This is a genomic window from Paraburkholderia phymatum, assembly GCF_040965635.1.
Lineage (GTDB): Bacteria > Pseudomonadota > Gammaproteobacteria > Burkholderiales > Burkholderiaceae > Paraburkholderia > Paraburkholderia phymatum_B.
Genome location: NZ_JBFRCH010000005.1, coordinates 80,770 through 98,844, shown reverse-complemented (window position 1 = coordinate 98,844; position 18,075 = coordinate 80,770). Strand labels below are relative to the sequence as shown.

At 63.2% G+C, this 18,075-nt stretch carries 13 protein-coding genes; 4 read left to right on the top strand and 9 right to left on the bottom strand.

All coding sequences use genetic code 11. The annotated features are described in order from the left end of the window. Positions 1-147: 147 nt before the first annotated feature. The 5 genes from hydA to AB4Y32_RS12130 form a co-directional block, all read right to left on the bottom strand. Complete coding sequence (gene hydA, locus AB4Y32_RS12150; protein ID WP_368721591.1) at positions 148-1,599, bottom strand: dihydropyrimidinase; 1,452 nt, start codon at positions 1,597-1,599, stop codon at positions 148-150. Between the two features lie 28 nt (positions 1,600-1,627). Continuing rightward, a complete protein-coding gene (locus AB4Y32_RS12145; protein ID WP_368721590.1) occupies positions 1,628-3,139 on the bottom strand; it encodes an NCS1 family nucleobase:cation symporter-1 in 1,512 nt (503 codons plus the stop codon). Positions 3,140-3,269: 130 nt separating this feature from the next. Continuing rightward, positions 3,270-4,592 carry an NAD-dependent dihydropyrimidine dehydrogenase subunit PreA gene (gene preA, locus AB4Y32_RS12140; protein WP_368721589.1) on the bottom strand — a complete coding sequence of 441 codons (1,323 nt, stop codon included), beginning with the start codon at positions 4,590-4,592 and terminating at the stop codon, positions 3,270-3,272. A gap of 49 nt (positions 4,593-4,641) precedes the next feature. After that, positions 4,642-5,991, bottom strand: coding sequence for an NAD(P)-dependent oxidoreductase (locus AB4Y32_RS12135; protein WP_368721588.1), 1,350 nt, complete (start codon positions 5,989-5,991; stop codon positions 4,642-4,644). A gap of 111 nt (positions 5,992-6,102) precedes the next feature. After that, entirely contained in the window at positions 6,103-7,380 is a 1,278-nt protein-coding gene (locus AB4Y32_RS12130; protein WP_368721587.1) for a Zn-dependent hydrolase, read from the bottom strand. Between the two features lie 398 nt (positions 7,381-7,778). Here AB4Y32_RS12130 and AB4Y32_RS12125 point away from each other — a divergent pair, with 398 nt between their 5' ends. Beyond that, positions 7,779-8,483, top strand: a complete 705-nt coding sequence (locus AB4Y32_RS12125) for a TetR family transcriptional regulator C-terminal domain-containing protein (protein WP_439899778.1) — start codon at positions 7,779-7,781, stop codon at positions 8,481-8,483. A 40-nt stretch (positions 8,484-8,523) separates the two neighbouring features. Here the strand turns inward: AB4Y32_RS12125 and boxA are convergent, their stop codons facing one another. The 4 genes from boxA to AB4Y32_RS12105 all read right to left on the bottom strand — a co-directional run bounded on the left by boxA (position 8,524) and on the right by AB4Y32_RS12105 (position 14,098). Further along, positions 8,524-9,771 (bottom strand): benzoyl-CoA 2,3-epoxidase subunit BoxA, encoded by a 1,248-nt coding sequence (gene boxA / locus AB4Y32_RS12120; protein WP_368721586.1) that lies wholly within the window; start codon positions 9,769-9,771, stop codon positions 8,524-8,526. Between the two features lie 35 nt (positions 9,772-9,806). Continuing rightward, on the bottom strand, positions 9,807-11,234 hold the full coding sequence (boxB, locus tag AB4Y32_RS12115; RefSeq protein ID WP_368721585.1) for a benzoyl-CoA 2,3-epoxidase subunit BoxB: 1,428 nt from the start codon (positions 11,232-11,234) through the stop codon (positions 9,807-9,809). Between the two features lie 87 nt (positions 11,235-11,321). Continuing rightward, on the bottom strand, positions 11,322-13,004 hold the full coding sequence (boxC, locus tag AB4Y32_RS12110; protein ID WP_439899777.1) for a 2,3-epoxybenzoyl-CoA dihydrolase: 1,683 nt from the start codon (positions 13,002-13,004) through the stop codon (positions 11,322-11,324). A gap of 131 nt (positions 13,005-13,135) precedes the next feature. Then, on the bottom strand, positions 13,136-14,098 hold the full coding sequence (locus AB4Y32_RS12105; protein WP_368721584.1) for a helix-turn-helix transcriptional regulator: 963 nt from the start codon (positions 14,096-14,098) through the stop codon (positions 13,136-13,138). Between the two features lie 526 nt (positions 14,099-14,624). Here AB4Y32_RS12105 and AB4Y32_RS12100 point away from each other — a divergent pair. The 3 genes from AB4Y32_RS12100 to AB4Y32_RS12090 all read left to right on the top strand — a co-directional run bounded on the left by AB4Y32_RS12100 (position 14,625) and on the right by AB4Y32_RS12090 (position 17,621). Next, entirely contained in the window at positions 14,625-15,104 is a 480-nt protein-coding gene (locus tag AB4Y32_RS12100; RefSeq protein WP_368721583.1) for a DUF4863 family protein, read from the top strand. Between the two features lie 64 nt (positions 15,105-15,168). Then, the gene (locus AB4Y32_RS12095) at positions 15,169-16,767 is read left to right on the top strand and encodes a benzoate-CoA ligase family protein (protein ID WP_368721582.1); all 1,599 of its coding nucleotides are present in this window, start codon (positions 15,169-15,171) and stop codon (positions 16,765-16,767) included. Next, positions 16,767-17,621 (top strand): alpha/beta fold hydrolase, encoded by an 855-nt coding sequence (locus AB4Y32_RS12090; RefSeq protein WP_439899776.1) that lies wholly within the window; start codon positions 16,767-16,769, stop codon positions 17,619-17,621. Before AB4Y32_RS12095 ends, AB4Y32_RS12090 begins: the two co-directional genes overlap by 1 nt. Positions 17,622-18,075: the final 454 nt, after the last annotated feature.

The following is an 18,075-nucleotide window of genomic DNA, read 5'->3' as shown; positions in this document are numbered from 1 at the left end:
CGCCGTGGTGCGCCGAAAGCCGCTCCCGCAGCGAGGCCGGAAGCATACCCGAAATTAGCAACGGCCGCTCCTGCCCTGCGAGGCGAAGCGGCCGTTCGTGTCGTGCAGCCAGATTGAGCCCGGTCGAGTCTGGTGCAAAGGCGCGGTTCAGCGTTCGACGGGATGCGGCTCCTTCAGCTTGTTGGCGACGCGCACCGCGTCGTAGTACGCGGCATTGGGCGGGCGCTTCAGATACTGGCCCGTGCCGCGCTGCGCGCGCAGATCGCCGTCGGCCCACGCATGCGCGCCGCGCGTGAATGTGTGCATCGCGACGCCCTGCACCGTCATCCCTTCGAACACGTTGAAGTCGACCTTCTGATGATGCGTCTTCACCGAGATCGTCTTCGTCGCGGCCGGGTCCCATATGACGAGATCGGCATCCGCGCCGACCTCCACCGCGCCTTTGCGCGGATACAAGTTGAAAATCTGCGCGGCATTCGTCGACGTGATGCGCACGAACTCGTTGGGCGTGATGCGTCCGCGGTTCACGCCCTCGTGCCATAGCACCGACATCCGGTCCTCGACGCCGCCGCAGCCGTTCGGAATCTTCGTGAAGTCCTCGCGGCCCATCGCCTTCTGCGATGCGCAGAACACGCAATGGTCGGTGGCCGTCGTATGGAGCTGACCCGATTGCAGGCCGCGCCACAGCGCCTCGCGATGCTCGCTCGTGCGAAACGGCGGGCTCATCACATGCGCGGCGGCCCGCGTCCAGTCGCGGTCTCGATACACGGATTCGTCGATCACGAGATGCCCAGGCAACACTTCGCCGAACACGCGCTGCCCTTCGTTGCGCGCGCGCGAAATTGCTTCGACAGCCTCTTTCGCCGACACGTGCACGATGTACACGGGCACGCCGAGCACCTGTGCAATGCGGATCGCACGATTCGCGGCCTCGCCTTCCACTTCGGGCGGACGCGACAGCGGATGCGCCTCCGGTCCCTTGAATCCCTTCGCGAGCAGTTGCTTCTGCAACTGAAACACGAGTTCGCCGTTCTCCGCATGCACGGTCGGCAACGCGCCGAGTTCGAGCGAACGCGAGAAGCTGTTCACGAGCACTTCGTCGTCGGCCATGATCGCGTTCTTGTAGGCCATGAAGTGCTTGAAGCTCGACACACCGTGCTCATGCACGAGTGTGCCCATGTCGCGATGCACCGACTCGTCCCACCACGTCACGGCCACGTGAAAGCCGTAGTCCGCCGATGCCTTTTCGGCCCAGCCACGCCATTGCTTGAACGCATCCATGAGCGGCTGCTTCGGGCTCGGAATCACGAAGTCGATGATGCTCGTCGTGCCGCCCGACAGGCCTGCCGCCGTGCCCGTATAGAAGTCGTCGCTCGCCGTCGTGCCCATGAACGGCAGCTCCATGTGCGTATGCGGATCGATGCCGCCGGGCATCACGTACTGATCGTGCGCATCGACGATCGTCGCGCCGTCGGGCGGATCGATCGTGCGGTCGATCTGCAGGATCGTGCCGCCGTCCTGCGGGTCCGCGATCAACACGTCCGCTCTGTGCGTGCGGTCGGCGTCGATCACGGTGCCGCCGCGAATCAGGGTTGTCATCGGTTGCCTCCTTCATTAAGTGCCGTGTTCACGCATTCGCCATGCTCGCGCCGGGACTGCCGCGCAGCTTCATCCACGTGCCGTACACGATCGATGCGAGTGCGAGCCCCACGAACCATGCATACGTGTAGAGCGTATTGAGGAACCCTGGCACGTTGGGGAACGACGCGGGAAACGCCGTGTGCAGAAAGCCGGGCAGATTCGGCAGCACGCCGATCACGAGCGCGACGACAGCGGCCATGTTCCAGCCGCCCGTATAGCTGTATTCGCCGTTTTCGTCGAACAGCTCGCGCTGATCGAGCCGCGTGCCGCGAATCAGGAAGTAATCGACCATCAGGATGCCCGCAACGGGGCCGAGCAGCGCCGAGTAACCGACGAGCCACGTAAAGATGTAGCCTTGCGTGGTCGCGAGAATCTTCCACGGCATCATCACGATCGCGATGGTCGCGGTCATCAGGCCGCCCGTGCGATATGAAATCGCTCGTGGCCACAAGCTCGAAAAGTCATACGCGGGCCCGACGAGATTCGCGGCGAGATTGCAGCACATCGTATCGAGCGTGAGGATGATGAGCGCGATGCCGACGCCGATGCCCGTCATGCGGCTTGTCAGGTCGATCGGGTCCCAGATCGCCTTGCCGTAGATCACGACCGTCGCCGACGTGACGACGACCGAGATCACCGACAGCAACGCCATCGGCACGGGCAGGCCGATCGACTGCCCGACGATCTGGTCGCGCTGCGTCTTCGCGAAGCGCGTGAAGTCCGGGATATTCAGCGCGAGCGTCGCCCAGAAGCCGACCATCGCGGTAAGGCCCGGCCAGAACGTGACCCAGAAGAGCCCTTCTTTCTTGCCGCCCGGCGCGAACTGCGAAGGCGCCGACAGCATCGAGCCGACGCCGCCTGCCTTCGACGTCGCCCACCAGACCAGCGCGATGCACATCACGACCTTGATCGGCGCGGACCAGCTTTCGAGCCAACGGATCGAATCGGTGCCGTGCACGATGAAGTAGATCTGCAAGGCCCAGAACGCGAGGAAACACGCGAGTTGCGCAATCGAGATGTCGAGAAACGGCAGCACCGCGCCGTGCAGCGCGTTGCCCGTCAGGATGTTGAGCAGCGTATAGATCGCGCTGCCTCCGAGCCACGTCTGGATGCCGTACCAGCCGCACGCGACGATCGCGCGCAGCATCGCCGGCAGCTTCGCGCCCTGCGTGCCGAACGACGAGCGCACGAGCACCGCATACGGAATGCCGTGCTTCGCGCCCGCATGTCCGATCAGAAGCATCGGCACCAGCACGATCACGTTGCCGAGCAGGACCGTCAGCACCGCCTGCCACGGCGACATGCCCTCTTCCGTCAAGCCGGCCGCGAGCATGTACGACGCGATGTTCATCACCATGCCGACCCACAGCGCCGCGAAGTGATACCACTTCCATGTGCGCTGCGCGGGGCCCGTCGGCGCGAGGTCGTCGTTATAGAGACTGCTGCCGTGCGCGCCGGCCGCATGCGGCGCGTCGGCGGATTGCGCTGTCTGCTTCATCGATGGATCTCCACTTGATCGCTCGTTGACTGCTCATTGACTGCTCATTGACCGCTCATTGATTTCGAAAGCCCGCGCGTACTCTGATGTGATTCGGCGAAACGCGTCGAGCCGGAAGATGGCCGACAAATCAGGCTGCTTTTGCCGCGTGCCGTGCATCGGCTTGCGCGTGGCCTGGTTCGGATGCGTCGGCAACGACGCGCGCCGGATTGTTCGGATGCGTCGTCCAGTTCGCGTACTCGCCGCTATCGACGCGCTCCATCGTGATGCATTGCTCGACCGGGCACACGTGCATGCAAAGATTGCACCCGACGCACTCCGCGTCGATCACTTCGAAATGGCGCTTGCCGTCCTTCTCGCGCGTGATCGCCTGGTGCGATGTGTCCTCGCATGCGATGTGACACAGACCGCACTGGATGCACGTGTCCTGATCGATGCGCGCCTTGATGTCGTACTTCAGGTTCAGATACTTCCAGTCGGTCACGTTCGGCACCGCGCGGCCACGAATCCCGTCGAGCGTCGCGTAGCCCTTTTCGTCCATCCAGTTCGACAGGCCGTCCGCGAGATCGGACACGATGCGAAAGCCGTAGTGCATCGCCGCCGTGCACACCTGGACGCTGCCCGCGCCGAGCACGATGAATTCAGCCGCGTCGCGCCATGACGAAATGCCGCCGATGCCCGAGATGGGCAGACCCGGCGTTTGCGGATCGCGTGCGATTTCGGCGACCATGTTCAGCGCGATCGGCTTGACGGCGGGTCCGCAATAGCCGCCATGCGTGCCCTTGCCGTCGACGGTCGGCATCGGCGCCATCTGGTCGAGATCGACGGCGACGATCGAGTTGATCGTGTTGATCAGCGACACGCCATCCGCGCCGCCTTTGTACGCGGCGCGCGAGCCCATGCGGATATCGCTGATGTTCGGCGTGAGCTTCACGAGACACGGCAGCTTCGTGCCCTCCTTGACCCAGCGCGTGACCATCTCGATATACTCGGGCACCTGACCGACAGCCGAACCCATCCCGCGTTCGCTCATCCCGTGCGGACAGCCGAAGTTCAGTTCGACGGCATCCGCGCCCGTGTCTTCGACGAGCGGGAGAATCCATTTCCAGTCGCGCTCGTTGCACGGCACCATCAGCGATACGATCAGCGCGCGGTCGGGCCAGTCGCGCTTGACCTGCGTGATTTCGCGCAGGTTGACATCGAGCGGCCGGTCCGTGATCAGCTCGATGTTGTTCAGGCCCGCGATGCGCTGACCGTTCCACTGCACCGCGCCGTAACGCGAGCTGACGTTGACCACATGCGGGTCGAGTCCGAGCGTCTTCCATACGACGCCGCCCCAACCCGCTTCGAACGCGCGGTTCACGTTGTACGCCTTGTCGGTCGGCGGCGCGGATGCGAGCCAGAAAGGATTCGGCGAATTGATGCCGGCAATCGTACAGCGTAGATCGGCCATGATCGGCTCCGTGGGATTCGGTTGTGTTGTGACGTTGCGCGTGCTCGTTTCAGGCCGCCTTGACGGCCGCGAGCGCGAACGCCGCGTCGATCGACGCCGCCGCGAGCTTGCCGTGCTGCACGGCCTGCACGGTCAGATCGACGCCGCCCGAGGCCGCGCAATCGCCGCCCGCCCAGACGTTGTCGAGCGACGTGCGCATGTCCGCATCGACGGCAATGCGTCCGCCGTCGAGCGTCAGCAGTTCACGATCGAGACCGACGGACACGAGCGTTTGACCGATCGCCTTGAGCATCATGTCGGCTTCGATGGTGAAGCGCTCCGCGCTGTTGTCGTTTGCGATGCGTTCGAATTCGACGCCCGTCACCACTCCATCGCTGCCGATCAAACGCACGGGTCTTGCATGCGTGATGAGCGTCACGCCCTGAGTCTGCGCGAACTCGCGTTCGGCCCATGTCGCGCTCATCGATTCGACGCCGCGCCGATACGCCATCGTCACGCTCGCCGCGCCAAGCTTGCGGCTTTGCACGGCGGCATCGACAGCCGTATTGCCGCCGCCGATCACGACCACACGGCGCCCGACGGGCACCGTCGACAGGTCTTTCGCCTGACGTACCTGCTCGATGAAGTCGACAGCGTTCATCACGCCGCTCAGCGACTCGCCTTCGAGTTCGAGCGCGCGCACGCCCGCGAGGCCGACCGCGAGGAATACGGCGTCATGCTGTTGACGCAACGCGTCGAGCGTCACCTCACGGCCCGACCCAACACCCGTCTTCAATTCGATTCCGCCCACCGACAGCAGCCATTGCACTTCGCGCTGCGCGAAGTCATCGACGGTCTTGTACGCGGCGATGCCGTATTCGTTGAGCCCGCCGCCTTTGTCGCGCGCGTCGTAGATCGTCACGCGATGGCCCGCAACAGCAAGACGATGCGCGCACGCGAGCCCAGCCGGCCCCGCGCCGACCACGGCCACATGACGTCCGCTGTCGGGCGCGCGCGTGAACTGCACGGCGTCGCGCGCGATCGCCCAATCCGTCGCATGACGTTGCAACGCGCCGATCGCCACGGGCTTCGCGTCCTGGTGATTGCGCACGCAAGCGCCTTCGCAAAGAATCTCGGTTGGGCAGACGCGTGCGCACATGCCGCCCAATGGATTGGCCGAAAGAATGTCGGTGGCGGCGCCCTTCAGATTGCCGTTGCCGATCTTGCGAATGAAGCCGGGTATGTCGATCTGCGTCGGACAGGCCTGCACGCATGGTGCGTCGTAGCAGTAGTGACAGCGGCTCGCGGCCGCGGCGGCGGCTGTGGGATCGAGCAACGGCGCGATGTCGGCGAACTCGCACGAAAGCTGTTCGGACGACAAACGCTGTGCCGCGATGTCGCCGGTTTGCTTGATGGCCATACGCGTTCCTTCGTCAAAGTGAGGACGTAGCCGTGCCTGCCGGCTTCGCTTCAACGAAGCCGGGACGGCATGTGTTCTATGGGTAAATCGGTAAAGCGTTAGATCAGGCTCTTACGTTGCAGGCTCGCAAGCGCGCTCCAGCATCGCATGCAGCAACACGTTCGCGCCCGCCTCGATCCATTCGGGCGTCGCGTCCTCAATTTCGTTGTGACTGATTCCGTCGACACACGGCACAAACACCATCGACGTCGGCGCGACTTGCGACAGATAGCACGCGTCATGACCCGCGCCCGACACCATGTCGCGATGCGAATAGCCGAAGCGTTCGGCAGCGGCGCGCACGGACTTCACGCATGCCGCGTCAAACCTGACGGGCTCGTAGTAGAAGATCTGCTCGAGCTGCGTTTCGAGGCCGATCGCGCCCGCGATCTTCTCGACACCTTCACGCAGCGCAGCGTCCATCTTCGCGAGCACGGCATCGTCCGGATGACGGAAATCGACGGTGAAGAACACGCGGCCGGGAATCACGTTGCGCGAGTTCGGATGCACCTGCATCATGCCGACCGTCGCGCACGCGAGCGGCGCGTGATCGAGGCCGATGCGGTTGACGAGATCGACGACGCGCGCAGCGCCCAGCAATGCGTCCTTGCGGCGCGGCATCGGCGTCGGGCCCGCGTGCGCTTCCTGCCCGGTCAGCGTAACTTCGTACCAGCGCTGCCCTTGCGCATCGGTGACGACGCCGATCGTCTTCCGCTCCGCTTCGAGTATCGGTCCCTGCTCGATGTGCAGTTCGAACGCGGCATGCAGCGGACGGCCGCCGCACGGCACATCGCCCGCATAGCCGATCCGCTTAAGTTCTTCGCCGATCGTCTTGCCGTCGACGTCCTTGCGCGACAGGCCATAGTCGAGCGTGAAGACGCCCGCGAACACGCCCGACGCCACCATCGCAGGCGCGAAGCGCGAGCCTTCCTCGTTGGTCCAGATCACGACTTCGATGGGATGCTCGGTTTGAATGTTGCGATCGTTGAGGCTGCGGATCACTTCGAGCCCGCCGAGCACGCCATAGATGCCGTCGAAGCGGCCGCCTGTCGGTTGCGAGTCGGCATGCGACCCCGTCATCACGGGCAACGCATTCGCGTTCGTGCCCGCGCGCCGCATGAACACATTGCCCATCTGATCGATGCTCACCGTGCAGCCGGCCTCCTTCGCCCAGCTGGCGATCAGGTCGCGTCCCTGCTTGTCGAGGTCGGTGAGCGCGAGGCGGCAGACGCCGCCCTTCGGTGTCGCGCCGATTTTCGCCATCGTCATCAGGCTGTCCCACAGCCGCTTTCCGTTGACGGCGATCGACGTATCGAGTCGTTGTTTCAACGCTTCGGATACCGCATTCATTCGTCTTGCTCCTCTGGATCAATACGCGTTGCAGTTCAGACGCGAGCGGTCTTGCGATGCCTCGCGACGCCGTGAAACTGGTGCATCGGCGACGTCATCGGATTCGCTTTCGGGCATCGATGCACGCATCGCGTGCATCGCGCGAACGCGTTCGTGTCCCGCTCGGTTGGGGGCGCGGGGCGCTTTGCGAATCCTGTCCGATTGGACAGGTTGTAGTCGATCAAAATCAGCAAATCAATCTCTTTCGTGCGGACAGGAACATAGCGAAAAACATGCCGATTGCAACGCAGCAAGGCGCTTTCGCTTGCGCTGCGAAGCGGTGCGAATGTCCATGTCGACGTGAGCACAAGCGGCTAGAATGAAGCGCGACGCGGCACCGGGACCGCGCGAGGCCGACGATGAAAGACGACAAGCCAATGGAAGACGCAGCGGTGAGCGAGACGGATCACGACGAAGCGGCGCGACCTTTGCGGCGGCGCAAGGCTCACATTCGCGAGAGCAACGAAGCGCATCTGCTGGCGTGCGCCGAGGCGGTGTTCGCGGAAAGAGGCTTCGAAGGCGCGAGCACGGCGATGATCGCGGAGCGCGCGGGCTTACCGAAAGCCAACGTCCATTACTACTTCCCGACCAAGCTCGCGCTCTACCGGCGCGTGCTCGAAGACCTGTTCGAAGACTGGCATCGCGCGGCGAATACGTTCGAAGGCAGCGACGACCCTGTCGAAGCGATCGGCGGCTATGTGCGCGCGAAGATGGAGTTGTCGCGGCGGCGGCCGCTCGGCTCGAAGGTGTGGGCGAACGAGATCATCCACGGCGCCGAACACATGCAGGACATCCTCGATCAACGCGTGAAACCGTGGCTAGACACGCGCGTGAAGGTCATCGACGACTGGATCGCACGCGGACTGCTCGCGAACGTCGATGCGCAGACGCTGATGTACATGATCTGGGCGACGACGCAGCACTACGCGGATTTCGATGCGCAGATACGCGCGCTGGGCGGCAGACGTGCATTGTCGCAAAAGGCCTTCGATGCGGCGACGGAACAGGTCGTGCAACTCGTGATTCGCGCGTGCGGCGCCAAATCTCCTTACGCGAAGACCTGAGCGCTTCGACTCGCTTCATTTACGCGCTTCTTTCGCGTGCTTAATACGTTTCCAGATGCAGGCGCCCTTCGCGCTTGAGGTTCTGCCACAGCGCATCCCATTCGAGGCCATGCTGCCCGGCGATATCCTGCAGCGACTGCAGCACGCCGTCTTCCATGCCCTTGAGGCCGCACACGTAGATGTACGTGTTGTCGTCCTTGAGCATCTGGGCGACGTCGGCGGCACGCTCTCGCATTGCGTCCTGCACGTAGCGCTTCGGCTCGCCGGGCGTGCGTGAAAACGCGAGGTTCGTGTCGATGAAATCTTTCGGCAGATTCGTCAACGGGCCGAAGTAAGGCAGTTCTTCTTTCGTGCGAGCGCCGAAGAACAGCATCAGCTTGCCCGTCGCGCCCTTCAGCCTGCGCCGGCGGCGATACTCCGTCATCGCGCGCATCGGCGCCGAGCCCGTGCCCGTGCAGATCATCAGCAGATGCGAGTTCGGATGATTCGGCATCAGGAAGGTGCTGCCGAACGGGCCGATCACGTTGACGACATCGCCCTTCTTCAGATCGCACAGATAGTTCGAGCACACGCCGTTCGTCGCATTGCCCTGGTAGTCCTGCGTCACGCGCTTCACGGTCAGCGACACGTTGTTGTAGCCGGGGCGTTCGCCATCGCGCGGACTCGCGATCGAATATTGACGCGCATGATGCGAGCGTCCATCGGCGGTGCCGCCGGGCGGCAGAATACCGATCGACTGCCCTTCGAGCACCGGGAACGGCATCGGACCGAAATCGATCACGATGTGATGGATGTCGCTCTGCGTCGCTTCGTCTGTCAGCCGATAGTTGCCGACGACGGTCGCCGTCGTCGGATTCCTGTGTGTGTAGAGATTCACATACGGACGCGCCGCGGACCATGGCGGCACCACGGCGCCGCGCATCGTATCGACCTCGATGCCTTCCGCTTCATCGGTAGGGTCGCTGCTCGCCGATGGCGCGCTTTGCGACTCTGCGGATGGCGGCAGCGCCATCGTTCCCTGCTCGGGCAACACGTCCCATGTGAACTGCTCGTCGATGCTGTACGCCTCGGTCTTGAGCACCGAGCGCCAGTTGTCGATCGCGCCCGTCGGACACGGCGGCACGCATGCCATGCAGGCGTTGCACACGTCGGGATTCACGACGTAGTTCGTGCCGTCGTGCGTGATCGCATCGATCGGACAGGTTTCTTCGCACGTGTTGCAGCGAATGCAGATCTCCGGATCGATCAGATGCTGCTTCAGGATTTCGATCGACACAGGCGCGTTCATGATTGCTGTCTCCTGCCCTCTTGCCTTGGTGCTGTTCAGTTGAAGCGCACGTATTCGAAGTCGACGGGTTGGCGGTTGATGCCCATCGCGGGCGGCGCTATCCAGTTCGCGAACTTGCCCGGCTCGACGACGCGCCCCATCAGCGATGCGACGAATGCGCGGTCTTCCACGGTCGGCAGCCATTTCGCTTCGTTCGCGGCCCATTCGGCCTCGCCGATCACGCGGCCATCGGGCGATACATGCGTGCCCGCGAACGTGCCGATCTGGCGGTTGAACGCCTTGTGCGGCACGCTCAGACGAAAGTCGATTCCCGCCTTCTCCAGCACCTTGTTCCAGCGCCCGACGCCTGCCATCGAATCCTTGATGTAGTCGTCGCGCAGCACTTCATTCATCGCGTTGAGCATCGGCGCTTCGCGCTCGATGAGCTTGCCGTCTTCGACGTCGAGCAGCTTGTAGTTGAGGCCGCCCAACTGATGATCGTCATCGCGCTTCATTTCTTCATAGCGGCCCTTGAGGCCCGAGCTATAGAACGTCGCCGCATTCGACGACTGATCCGCGCCGAACAGATCGATCGTCACCGAGTAATGGAAGTTCAGATAGCGCTGAATGGTCGGCAGATCGATCACGCCCGCAGCGCGAAGCTTGCTGACGTCGTCGGTCTTCAGTTCGTTCATCACCTGCGCGGTGCGTTGCACGACACGCGACACGCCCGACTCGCCGACGAACATGTGATGCGCTTCTTCCGTCAGCATGAACTTCGTCGTGCGCGCGAGCGGATCGAAGCCGGATTCGGCGAGCGCGCTCAACTGGAATTTGCCGTCGCGGTCCGTGAAATACGTGAACATGTAGAACGCGAGCCAATCGGGCGTTTTCTCATTGAACGCGCCGAGGATACGCGGATTGTCGTCGTCGCCCGAGCGGCGGCCGAGCAGCGCTTCCGCTTCCTCGCGGCCATCGCGGCCGAAATAGCGATGCAGCAGATACACCATCGCCCACAGGTGACGTCCTTCTTCCACATTCACCTGGAACAGGTTGCGCAGATCGTACAGCGATGGCGCCGTCAGGCCGAGATGACGCTGCTGCTCGACGGAAGCGGGCTCCGTATCGCCTTGCGTGACGATGATGCGGCGCAGGTTCGCGCGATGCTCGCCGGGCACGTCCTGCCACGCGGCTTCGCCCTTGTGCTCGCCAAAATGGATCTTGCGGTCCTGCTCGCCGGGCGAGAGAAAGATGCCCCAGCGATAGTCGGGCATCTTCACGTAATCGAAGTGTGCCCAGCCACCCGGGTCGACGCTGGTCGCGGTGCGCAGATAGACGTCGAAGTTGTGCGAGCCGTCCGGTCCCATGTCGCTCCACCATGACAGGAAGTCAGGCTGCCATTGTTCGAGCGCGCGTTGCAGCGCGCGGTCGTCGGCGAGGTTGACGTTGTTGGGAATCTTGTCGCTGTAGTTGATCGTGGACATGTCGGTTCCTTGAGCGCAGTGCGTGTTGTCCGGCGAGAGGCGTCGTATCGATGTGTCGACGTACGTGCGATGACGTGAGCTGAGCGCTCAAACGCGCGACACGTCGAATTGCGCCTTGCTGCCCTTGCCGTACACCTTGAGCGCGCCCTTCTCGCCCACTGCGTTCGGCCGGTTGAAAATCCAGTTCTGCCACGCCGTCAGTCGGCCGAAGATGCGCGACTCCATCGTCTCGGGACCGTTGAAGCGCAAATTCGCTTCCATGCCCGTCAGCGCATCGGGCGACATCGCCGCGCGCTCTTCGAGCGCAATGCGGATTTCGTCCGCCCAGTCGATATCGTCCGGCGAGGCCGTCACGAGACCCAGGCGCTCGGCTTCCACCGCTTTCACGGGCTGGCCGATCTTCTCGCGCGCGGCATCGAGCGGCTCGACTTCCTCGTAGAAGCGCCGCGCGAGGCGCGACTGATGCGTGACCATCGGATACAGGCCGAAGTTGGCTTCCGACAGCGTGATTGCAGGCTCCTCGTCCTCGTGCGCGGGCAGCGCCGCCATGTACGTGCGATCGGCGGCGAATGCGAATTCCGCGAACGTGCCGGCAAAGCACGAACCCGGCTCGATCAGCGCGAACAGCGACCGCGACGACACGTCGATGCGCGCAAGCGTGCGGCGCAAGAGGCCAATCGTTTCGCGCACGAACCAGTGGTCCTTGTGCTGAAGCAGCGTTGCGTCGGCGGCGAGCACCGCGCGCGCGTCGCCTTCCGTCTTCAGTATCCACGTGCCGATTTGCAGTTCGTTCGTTCGCATCGACAGGATCGCGTCGTCGAGCTCGCGCGCGAACTGCAGCGGCCACCAGCTCGCACCCTTCGCAACGATCGCTTCGATATCGGTCGGCTGATCGGTCGTGGGCGCTTTCGCGGTGAAAGTGGCCGTGCGTTTCGCGCGGTCGATCGTGACGTCCAGCGTCGCATACGTGAGGCCATCCTCACTTTCCGTGCGCTCGATGCGCGTGAGCGTCACGCCCTTCGCGTCCGCGGGACGGTCGCTTTGCTGCGCGAGTTCCAGTGTACGCGCCGCGATCGTCTGCTCAAACTGGTTCGGCTTCACGACTTCATCGACGAGTCGCCACTCTTTCGCCCGCGCGCCCCGAATGCCTTCGACCAGCATGCAGAAAATGTCGGCGCGGTCATGTCGAACCTTGCGCTTGTCGGTGACACGCGTCAGGCCGCCCGTGCCAGGCAGCACGCCGAGCAGCGGCACTTCCGGCAGCGCGACCGACGACGAGCGGTCATCGACCAGATAGATCTCATCGCATGCGAGTGCCAGTTCGTATCCGCCGCCTGCACATGCACCGTTGACGGCTGCAAGAAACTTCAGGCCGGAATGACGCGACGAGTCTTCGATGCCGTTGCGCGTTTCGTTCGTGAACTTGCAGAAGTTGACTTTCCATGCATGCGACGACAGACCCAGCATGAAGATGTTCGCGCCCGAGCAGAACACGCGGTCCTTCAGACTGGTAAGGACGACCGTGCGCACTTCGGGATGCTCGAAGCGGATGCGCTGAAGTGCATCGTGCAGTTCGATGTCAACGCCCAGATCGTATGAATTGAGCTTCAGCTTGTAGCCGTCACGGATGCCGCCGTCTTCGGCGATGTCGATGCCGAGCGTCGCCACTGGGCCATTGAACGAGAGGTTCCAATGCTTGTACTGCGACGGATCGGTACGGTAGTCGACTCGCGCGACCGGGGCGTCTACTGAAGACATGGCTGAGGACATGGGGCGTCTCCTGAGGCGGATGCAAATTGTTTGAAAGAACAATAGTGCACCGCCACGGCCATGTAAAGCACTTTACTTCATGTTCGCGGGTTATCCCTGGCGCCAGCGCCACCCGATGGCGCCCGAGTACATCACGCTTCGTCGCCCAGTTCGGCAGCGAGCCGCGCTGCGAGTCGATCGCGCAACTGCAGATAAGCGTCGGCCAGCGTGCGCTCGCTGGTGTCGAAGCTCATGTCGGCGCGTCCGTACAGTTCGCTGCGGCCCGCGAGAATGCGCTTCAGGTCCTCCATCGCCTCCTTGCTTCCCGCCATCGGCCGCAGATCGCCCTGCGCGACGACGCGGCGCATGTGCTCCTCGGGGCTGGCCTGAAGCCAGACGGTGAAGCAGTGCGCGAGCAGCATGTTGAACGTGGCGGGCTCGGACACGAGCCCGCCCGGCGACGCGATCACGGCCCGCTCGTGCTCGCCGATGACGGCTTCCAGCGCGCGCTGCTCGTACCGTCTATAAGCGCTCGCTCCGTACAGCGAATGGATCTCCGACGGGGGACAGCCGGCCATCTGCTCGATCACGCGCGTGATCTCGATGAACGGCACCTTGCGCTCCTGCGCGAGCATGCGGCCGAGCGTCGACTTGCCCGCGCCGCGCAACCCGATCAACGCGATGCGGTCCTTCCGGTGCGGGTCGCGCGGCGCCTGCGCGAACATTTCCGACAGCGCGACGCGGGCCCGCTGCAATGCCGCCTGATCGCGCCCCTGCAGCAGTTCGCGGATCAGCAGCCATTCGGCGGAGGACGTGGTTTCGTCGCCGATCACTTCGGCGAGCGGACAGTTCAGCGTGGCCGCGATTTGCCGTAGCACCAGCACCGACGCGTTTCCCAGACCTGATTCGAGATTCGCCAGATGCCGCTCGGACAGGCCCGTTTCGGCAGCCAGCGTCTTGCGCGTCATGCCGCGCCGCGCGCGCAGCAGGCGCACCCGCTCGCCCATCGCCGTCAGAAACGGGTCGCGCTCTTCGCGCTCGGCTTTCGGCGCTTCGTCGTCGGCGCCCGGAGACGGCGCCGCACCGGCCGCTACGGCAGAGTAAGTTTGATTCATGTCGCGAGCCCTCATCGCATAGGTATATGTACTATAGTGCTTGACACACGCAAGGTGAACGGTTAATTTTCGCCGCATATTGACGCAATAACAACGCCGCGAGCCCTCGTCCGGATGGCATAGGCGAAATCGGAGACGATCGGTCGCACAGCACATGAACTAAGGTGCGTGTCGGACGGCAGCAGCCATCTTGCATGTGACAAGTGCGAGGCATGGGACCGGAATACGCATCAACGTGCGAACCCGGTTGAAACGCCGACTCCGGTCGACCTCGGATGGATGGGTTCGGAGCGAGGCGAGACCGTGAGTCCGGTCGATGCTCTGCATGGGACGAGGGTCGGCGCTAAAGCGCTAACTCCCGTCGACCGCTCTGCATGGGACCGGAGCAAGCGCTAAAGCGCTAACTCCCGTCGACCGCTCTGCATGGGACCGGAGTAAGCGCTAAAGCGCTAACTCCCGTCGACCGCTCTGCATGGGACCGGAGCAAGCGCTAAAGCGCTAACTCCCGTCGACACAGGAGGCAAGCATGGTTCCTCAGGACTTTCAGCGTCTGATCTCGGGCGTTACCGCACAACTCGCGGGCCGTCCGCTCGACGCGTCGCTAGCTGCGTGGCTCAACGCAACCTGGCCTTCCGGTAGCGATACGTACAGCGAGCTTGCTGACGCATGCCGCACGGGAGTCGCCGAAGGCTGGCTGTGCAACCGCAAGCACGGCGGCATCCGCTATGGCCGCATCATCAAGCCGACACCCGATACGCACGGCTTTTCCGTCGACGTCGTCGACATGCAGGACATTGCCGGTCCGCATCACATGCATCCGAATGGCGAAATCGATCTGATCATGCCGCTCACCGACGGTGCGACATTCGACGGCCACCCGGCCGGCTGGTGCGTCTATGAGTCGGGCAGCGCGCATCGGCCGACCGTCGCGCGCGGACAGGCACTCGTGCTGTATCTGCTGCCGCAAGGTGCAATCGAATTCACACTGGACGAGTCGAGCGCCTGAGAACGCATCCAGCCGCGCCCCATCTGCACTAATACGCACGCCGCCTCAATACCCCGGAGGACACATGGAAGCCTTGCTGGAATCGCGCCCGAGCGAGCCCGCGCCAAAAGTCGAAGCGCCCCCCGCGCAATTCAACTTCGCGTCGCATCTGTTCCGCCTCAACGACGTGCGCCCCGACAAGCCCGCCTATATCGACGACGCAAGCGTCGTCACCTATGCGCAACTCGAAGACCGCGCGCGCCGTTTCGCCACCGCGTTGCGCTCGCTCGGCGTGCATCCCGAAGAGCGCATCCTGCTCGTGATGCTCGACACCGCCGAACTGCCGATCGCGTTTCTCGGCGCGCTGTACGCGGGCGTCGTGCCCGTCGTCGCGAACACGCTGCTCACGGCCGCCGACTATCTGTACATGCTCACTCACAGTCACGCGCGCGCCGTGATCGCATCAGGCGCACTGCTGCAGACCGTCGAGAAGGCGATGCGCGAAGCGGAACACGATGGCTGCCTGCTAATCGCCGCGCAGCCAGTACAGGTCGATCCGCCACCGGAATACATGTTGAACCGGTTGATCGACGGCGCCGAGCCCATGCTGAAACCGAATGCATGTAGCGGCGATGACATCGCGTTCTGGCTGTACTCATCGGGCTCGACGGGGAAGCCGAAAGGCACGGTGCACACGCACGCCAACCTGTACTGGACTGCTGAGCTTTACGCGAAACCGGTACTCGGCATCAGCGAACAGGATGTCGTGTTCTCGGCCGCCAAGCTGTTCTTCGCGTATGGGCTCGGCAACGCGCTGACCTTTCCGCTTTCGGTCGGCGCGACGGCCGTGCTGATGTCCGAGCGGCCGACGCCCGACGCGATCTTCAGGCGCCTCGTCGAACATCGGCCGACGATCTTCTACGGTGTGCCGACGCTGTACGCGAACATGCTGATCTCGACCAGTCTGCCGCCGCGCGAGCAGGTCGCTATGCGCATCTGCGCGTCGGCGGGCGAAGCGTTGCCGCGCGAGGTCGGCGAACGGTTCACCGCGCATTTCGGCTGCGAAATTCTCGACGGCATCGGCTCGACCGAGATGCTGCATATCTTTCTGTCGAATCGCGCAGGTGAAGTGGAATACGGAACGACGGGCCGTCCCGTGCCCGGATATGAAGTGGAGTTGCGTGACGAAGCGGGTCATCCCGTGCCCGACGGTGAAGTGGGCGATCTGTTCATCAAAGGGCCGAGCGCGGCGCTGATGTACTGGTCCAATCGCGAGAAGTCTCGCGCGACATTCCTGGGTGAATGGATCCGCAGCGGCGACAAGTATTGCCGTCTGCCGAACGGCTGCTATCAGTACGCGGGCCGCAGCGACGACATGCTGAAAGTCAGCGGCCAGTATGTATCGCCAGTCGAAGTGGAGATGGTGCTCGTGCAACATCCTTCCGTCCTCGAAGCGGCCGTCGTCGGCATCGATCACGGCGGTCTCGTGAAAACACGTGCATTCGTCGTGCTGAAGCAAAGTGCCGATGCATGTGATGCACTCGCCGACGAACTGAAATCGTTCGTCAAGGGCAAGCTGGCGCCGCACAAATATCCGCGTGATATCGTCTTCGTCGACGATCTGCCGAAGACGGCAACGGGTAAGATTCAACGCTTCAAACTGCGAGAACAGCCAATCAGCTGATGAACGGAATGTCAGAACCTGTCACGACCTTGCGCGACGACGCGAAGAGTGCGTCGATTGAATTGCCGGCCAATGCGCAACGCGGCGCGTTGGAGATCGAATACCGCTGGCTCAACGCGCATCTGGCCGACGCGCCGCTCGCCCTGTTCCTGCACGAAGGGCTGGGCTCGGTCGCGATGTGGAAAGACTGGCCTCAGGTTTTGTGCAACAGGCTCGGCATGCGTGGTCTCGTGTACTCGCGCCCCGGCTACGGCCGTTCGACGCCGCGTCCGCACAATGTCAAGCTGCCCGTCGATTTCATGTCAGTGCAGGCCCGCGATGTATTGCCCGCGCTGCTCGATGCACTCGGTGTCAGCACTCAGGAACGGCAATGCATGTGGCTGATCGGCCACAGCGACGGCGGCTCGATCACGCTGCTTTATGCTGCCGCCTTTCCCGATGCACTCGCGGGCGCCGTCGTCATTGCACCGCACGTATTCGTCGAGGATATTTCCGTCGCGAGCATTGCCGACGCGAAGACGGCGTATGAACAGTCCGATCTGCGCAGCAGGCTCGCCCGCTATCACGACGATATCGATTCGGCCTTCTATGGCTGGAACGATGTGTGGCTGAGCGCAGCGTTCCGGTCGTGGAGCATCGTCGATGAACTAAAGCGCATTCGCAGGCCGTTGCTCGCCGTGCAAGGTCACGACGATCACTACGGCACGATGATGCAGATCGACACCATCGCGCAAAACGCGCCGCAGACGCAACTGACGAAACTCGACAAGTGCGGACATTCGCCTCATCGCGACGCGCCGCAAGCACTCAACGATGCGATCGTCGCATTCGTCAACAAGCACTTCAACGCGTAGCGCGGCATTGAAGTTCTCCACAGAATCCGTGACCAACCCTGTGGACAACGCGCCGATAACGCACGCAAGTCATTGAACCGCCACACGGAATACGCGCTGCATCACATGCAGCGCATTTCCGTCCGCACTTTCCAATCGGTTCTTCTCCCGCCGTTTTCCCCGCCCTCCATTCCTGCTTCTTTTTCTGCTTCTTTTCTGCTCCTTTTCCGCTTCATCCCTCGCTTCACAATACCTACATACACACTGGCTATCCTTTCGCCGCTCTCACCCTGACGCCGGAGGATGACGATGCCCGCTCTGCACGCCGCCGCACGTCGCCAGCGACGCAAGCGTTTGCGCCCTGCGCTCGCCGTCGTCGCGGCATCCATCGCGGTTGCGGCATGCAGCGACGGCGCCTCCGCCGACGCATCGCAAGCACAGCGACCACAGCAACGGCAACAACAGCAGCAGACGC

Bases quoted from the DNA above. Each gene is read 5' to 3' on its own strand.
- hydA (WP_368721591.1), bottom strand. From the start codon at position 1,599: ATGACAACCCTGATTCGCGGCGGCACCGTGATCGACGCCGACCGCACG.
- AB4Y32_RS12145 (WP_368721590.1), bottom strand. From the start codon at position 3,139: ATGAAGCAGACAGCGCAATCCGCCGACGCGCCGCATGCGGCCGGCGCG.
- preA (WP_368721589.1), bottom strand. From the start codon at position 4,592: ATGGCCGATCTACGCTGTACGATTGCCGGCATCAATTCGCCGAATCCT.
- AB4Y32_RS12135 (WP_368721588.1), bottom strand. From the start codon at position 5,991: ATGGCCATCAAGCAAACCGGCGACATCGCGGCACAGCGTTTGTCGTCC.
- AB4Y32_RS12130 (WP_368721587.1), bottom strand. From the start codon at position 7,380: ATGAATGCGGTATCCGAAGCGTTGAAACAACGACTCGATACGTCGATC.
- AB4Y32_RS12125 (WP_439899778.1), top strand. From the start codon at position 7,779: ATGAAAGACGACAAGCCAATGGAAGACGCAGCGGTGAGCGAGACGGAT.
- boxA (WP_368721586.1), bottom strand. From the start codon at position 9,771: ATGAACGCGCCTGTGTCGATCGAAATCCTGAAGCAGCATCTGATCGAT.
- boxB (WP_368721585.1), bottom strand. From the start codon at position 11,234: ATGTCCACGATCAACTACAGCGACAAGATTCCCAACAACGTCAACCTC.
- boxC (WP_439899777.1), bottom strand. From the start codon at position 13,004: ATGTCCTCAGCCATGTCTTCAGTAGACGCCCCGGTCGCGCGAGTCGAC.
- AB4Y32_RS12105 (WP_368721584.1), bottom strand. From the start codon at position 14,098: ATGAATCAAACTTACTCTGCCGTAGCGGCCGGTGCGGCGCCGTCTCCG.
- AB4Y32_RS12100 (WP_368721583.1), top strand. From the start codon at position 14,625: ATGGTTCCTCAGGACTTTCAGCGTCTGATCTCGGGCGTTACCGCACAA.
- AB4Y32_RS12095 (WP_368721582.1), top strand. From the start codon at position 15,169: ATGGAAGCCTTGCTGGAATCGCGCCCGAGCGAGCCCGCGCCAAAAGTC.
- AB4Y32_RS12090 (WP_439899776.1), top strand. From the start codon at position 16,767: ATGAACGGAATGTCAGAACCTGTCACGACCTTGCGCGACGACGCGAAG.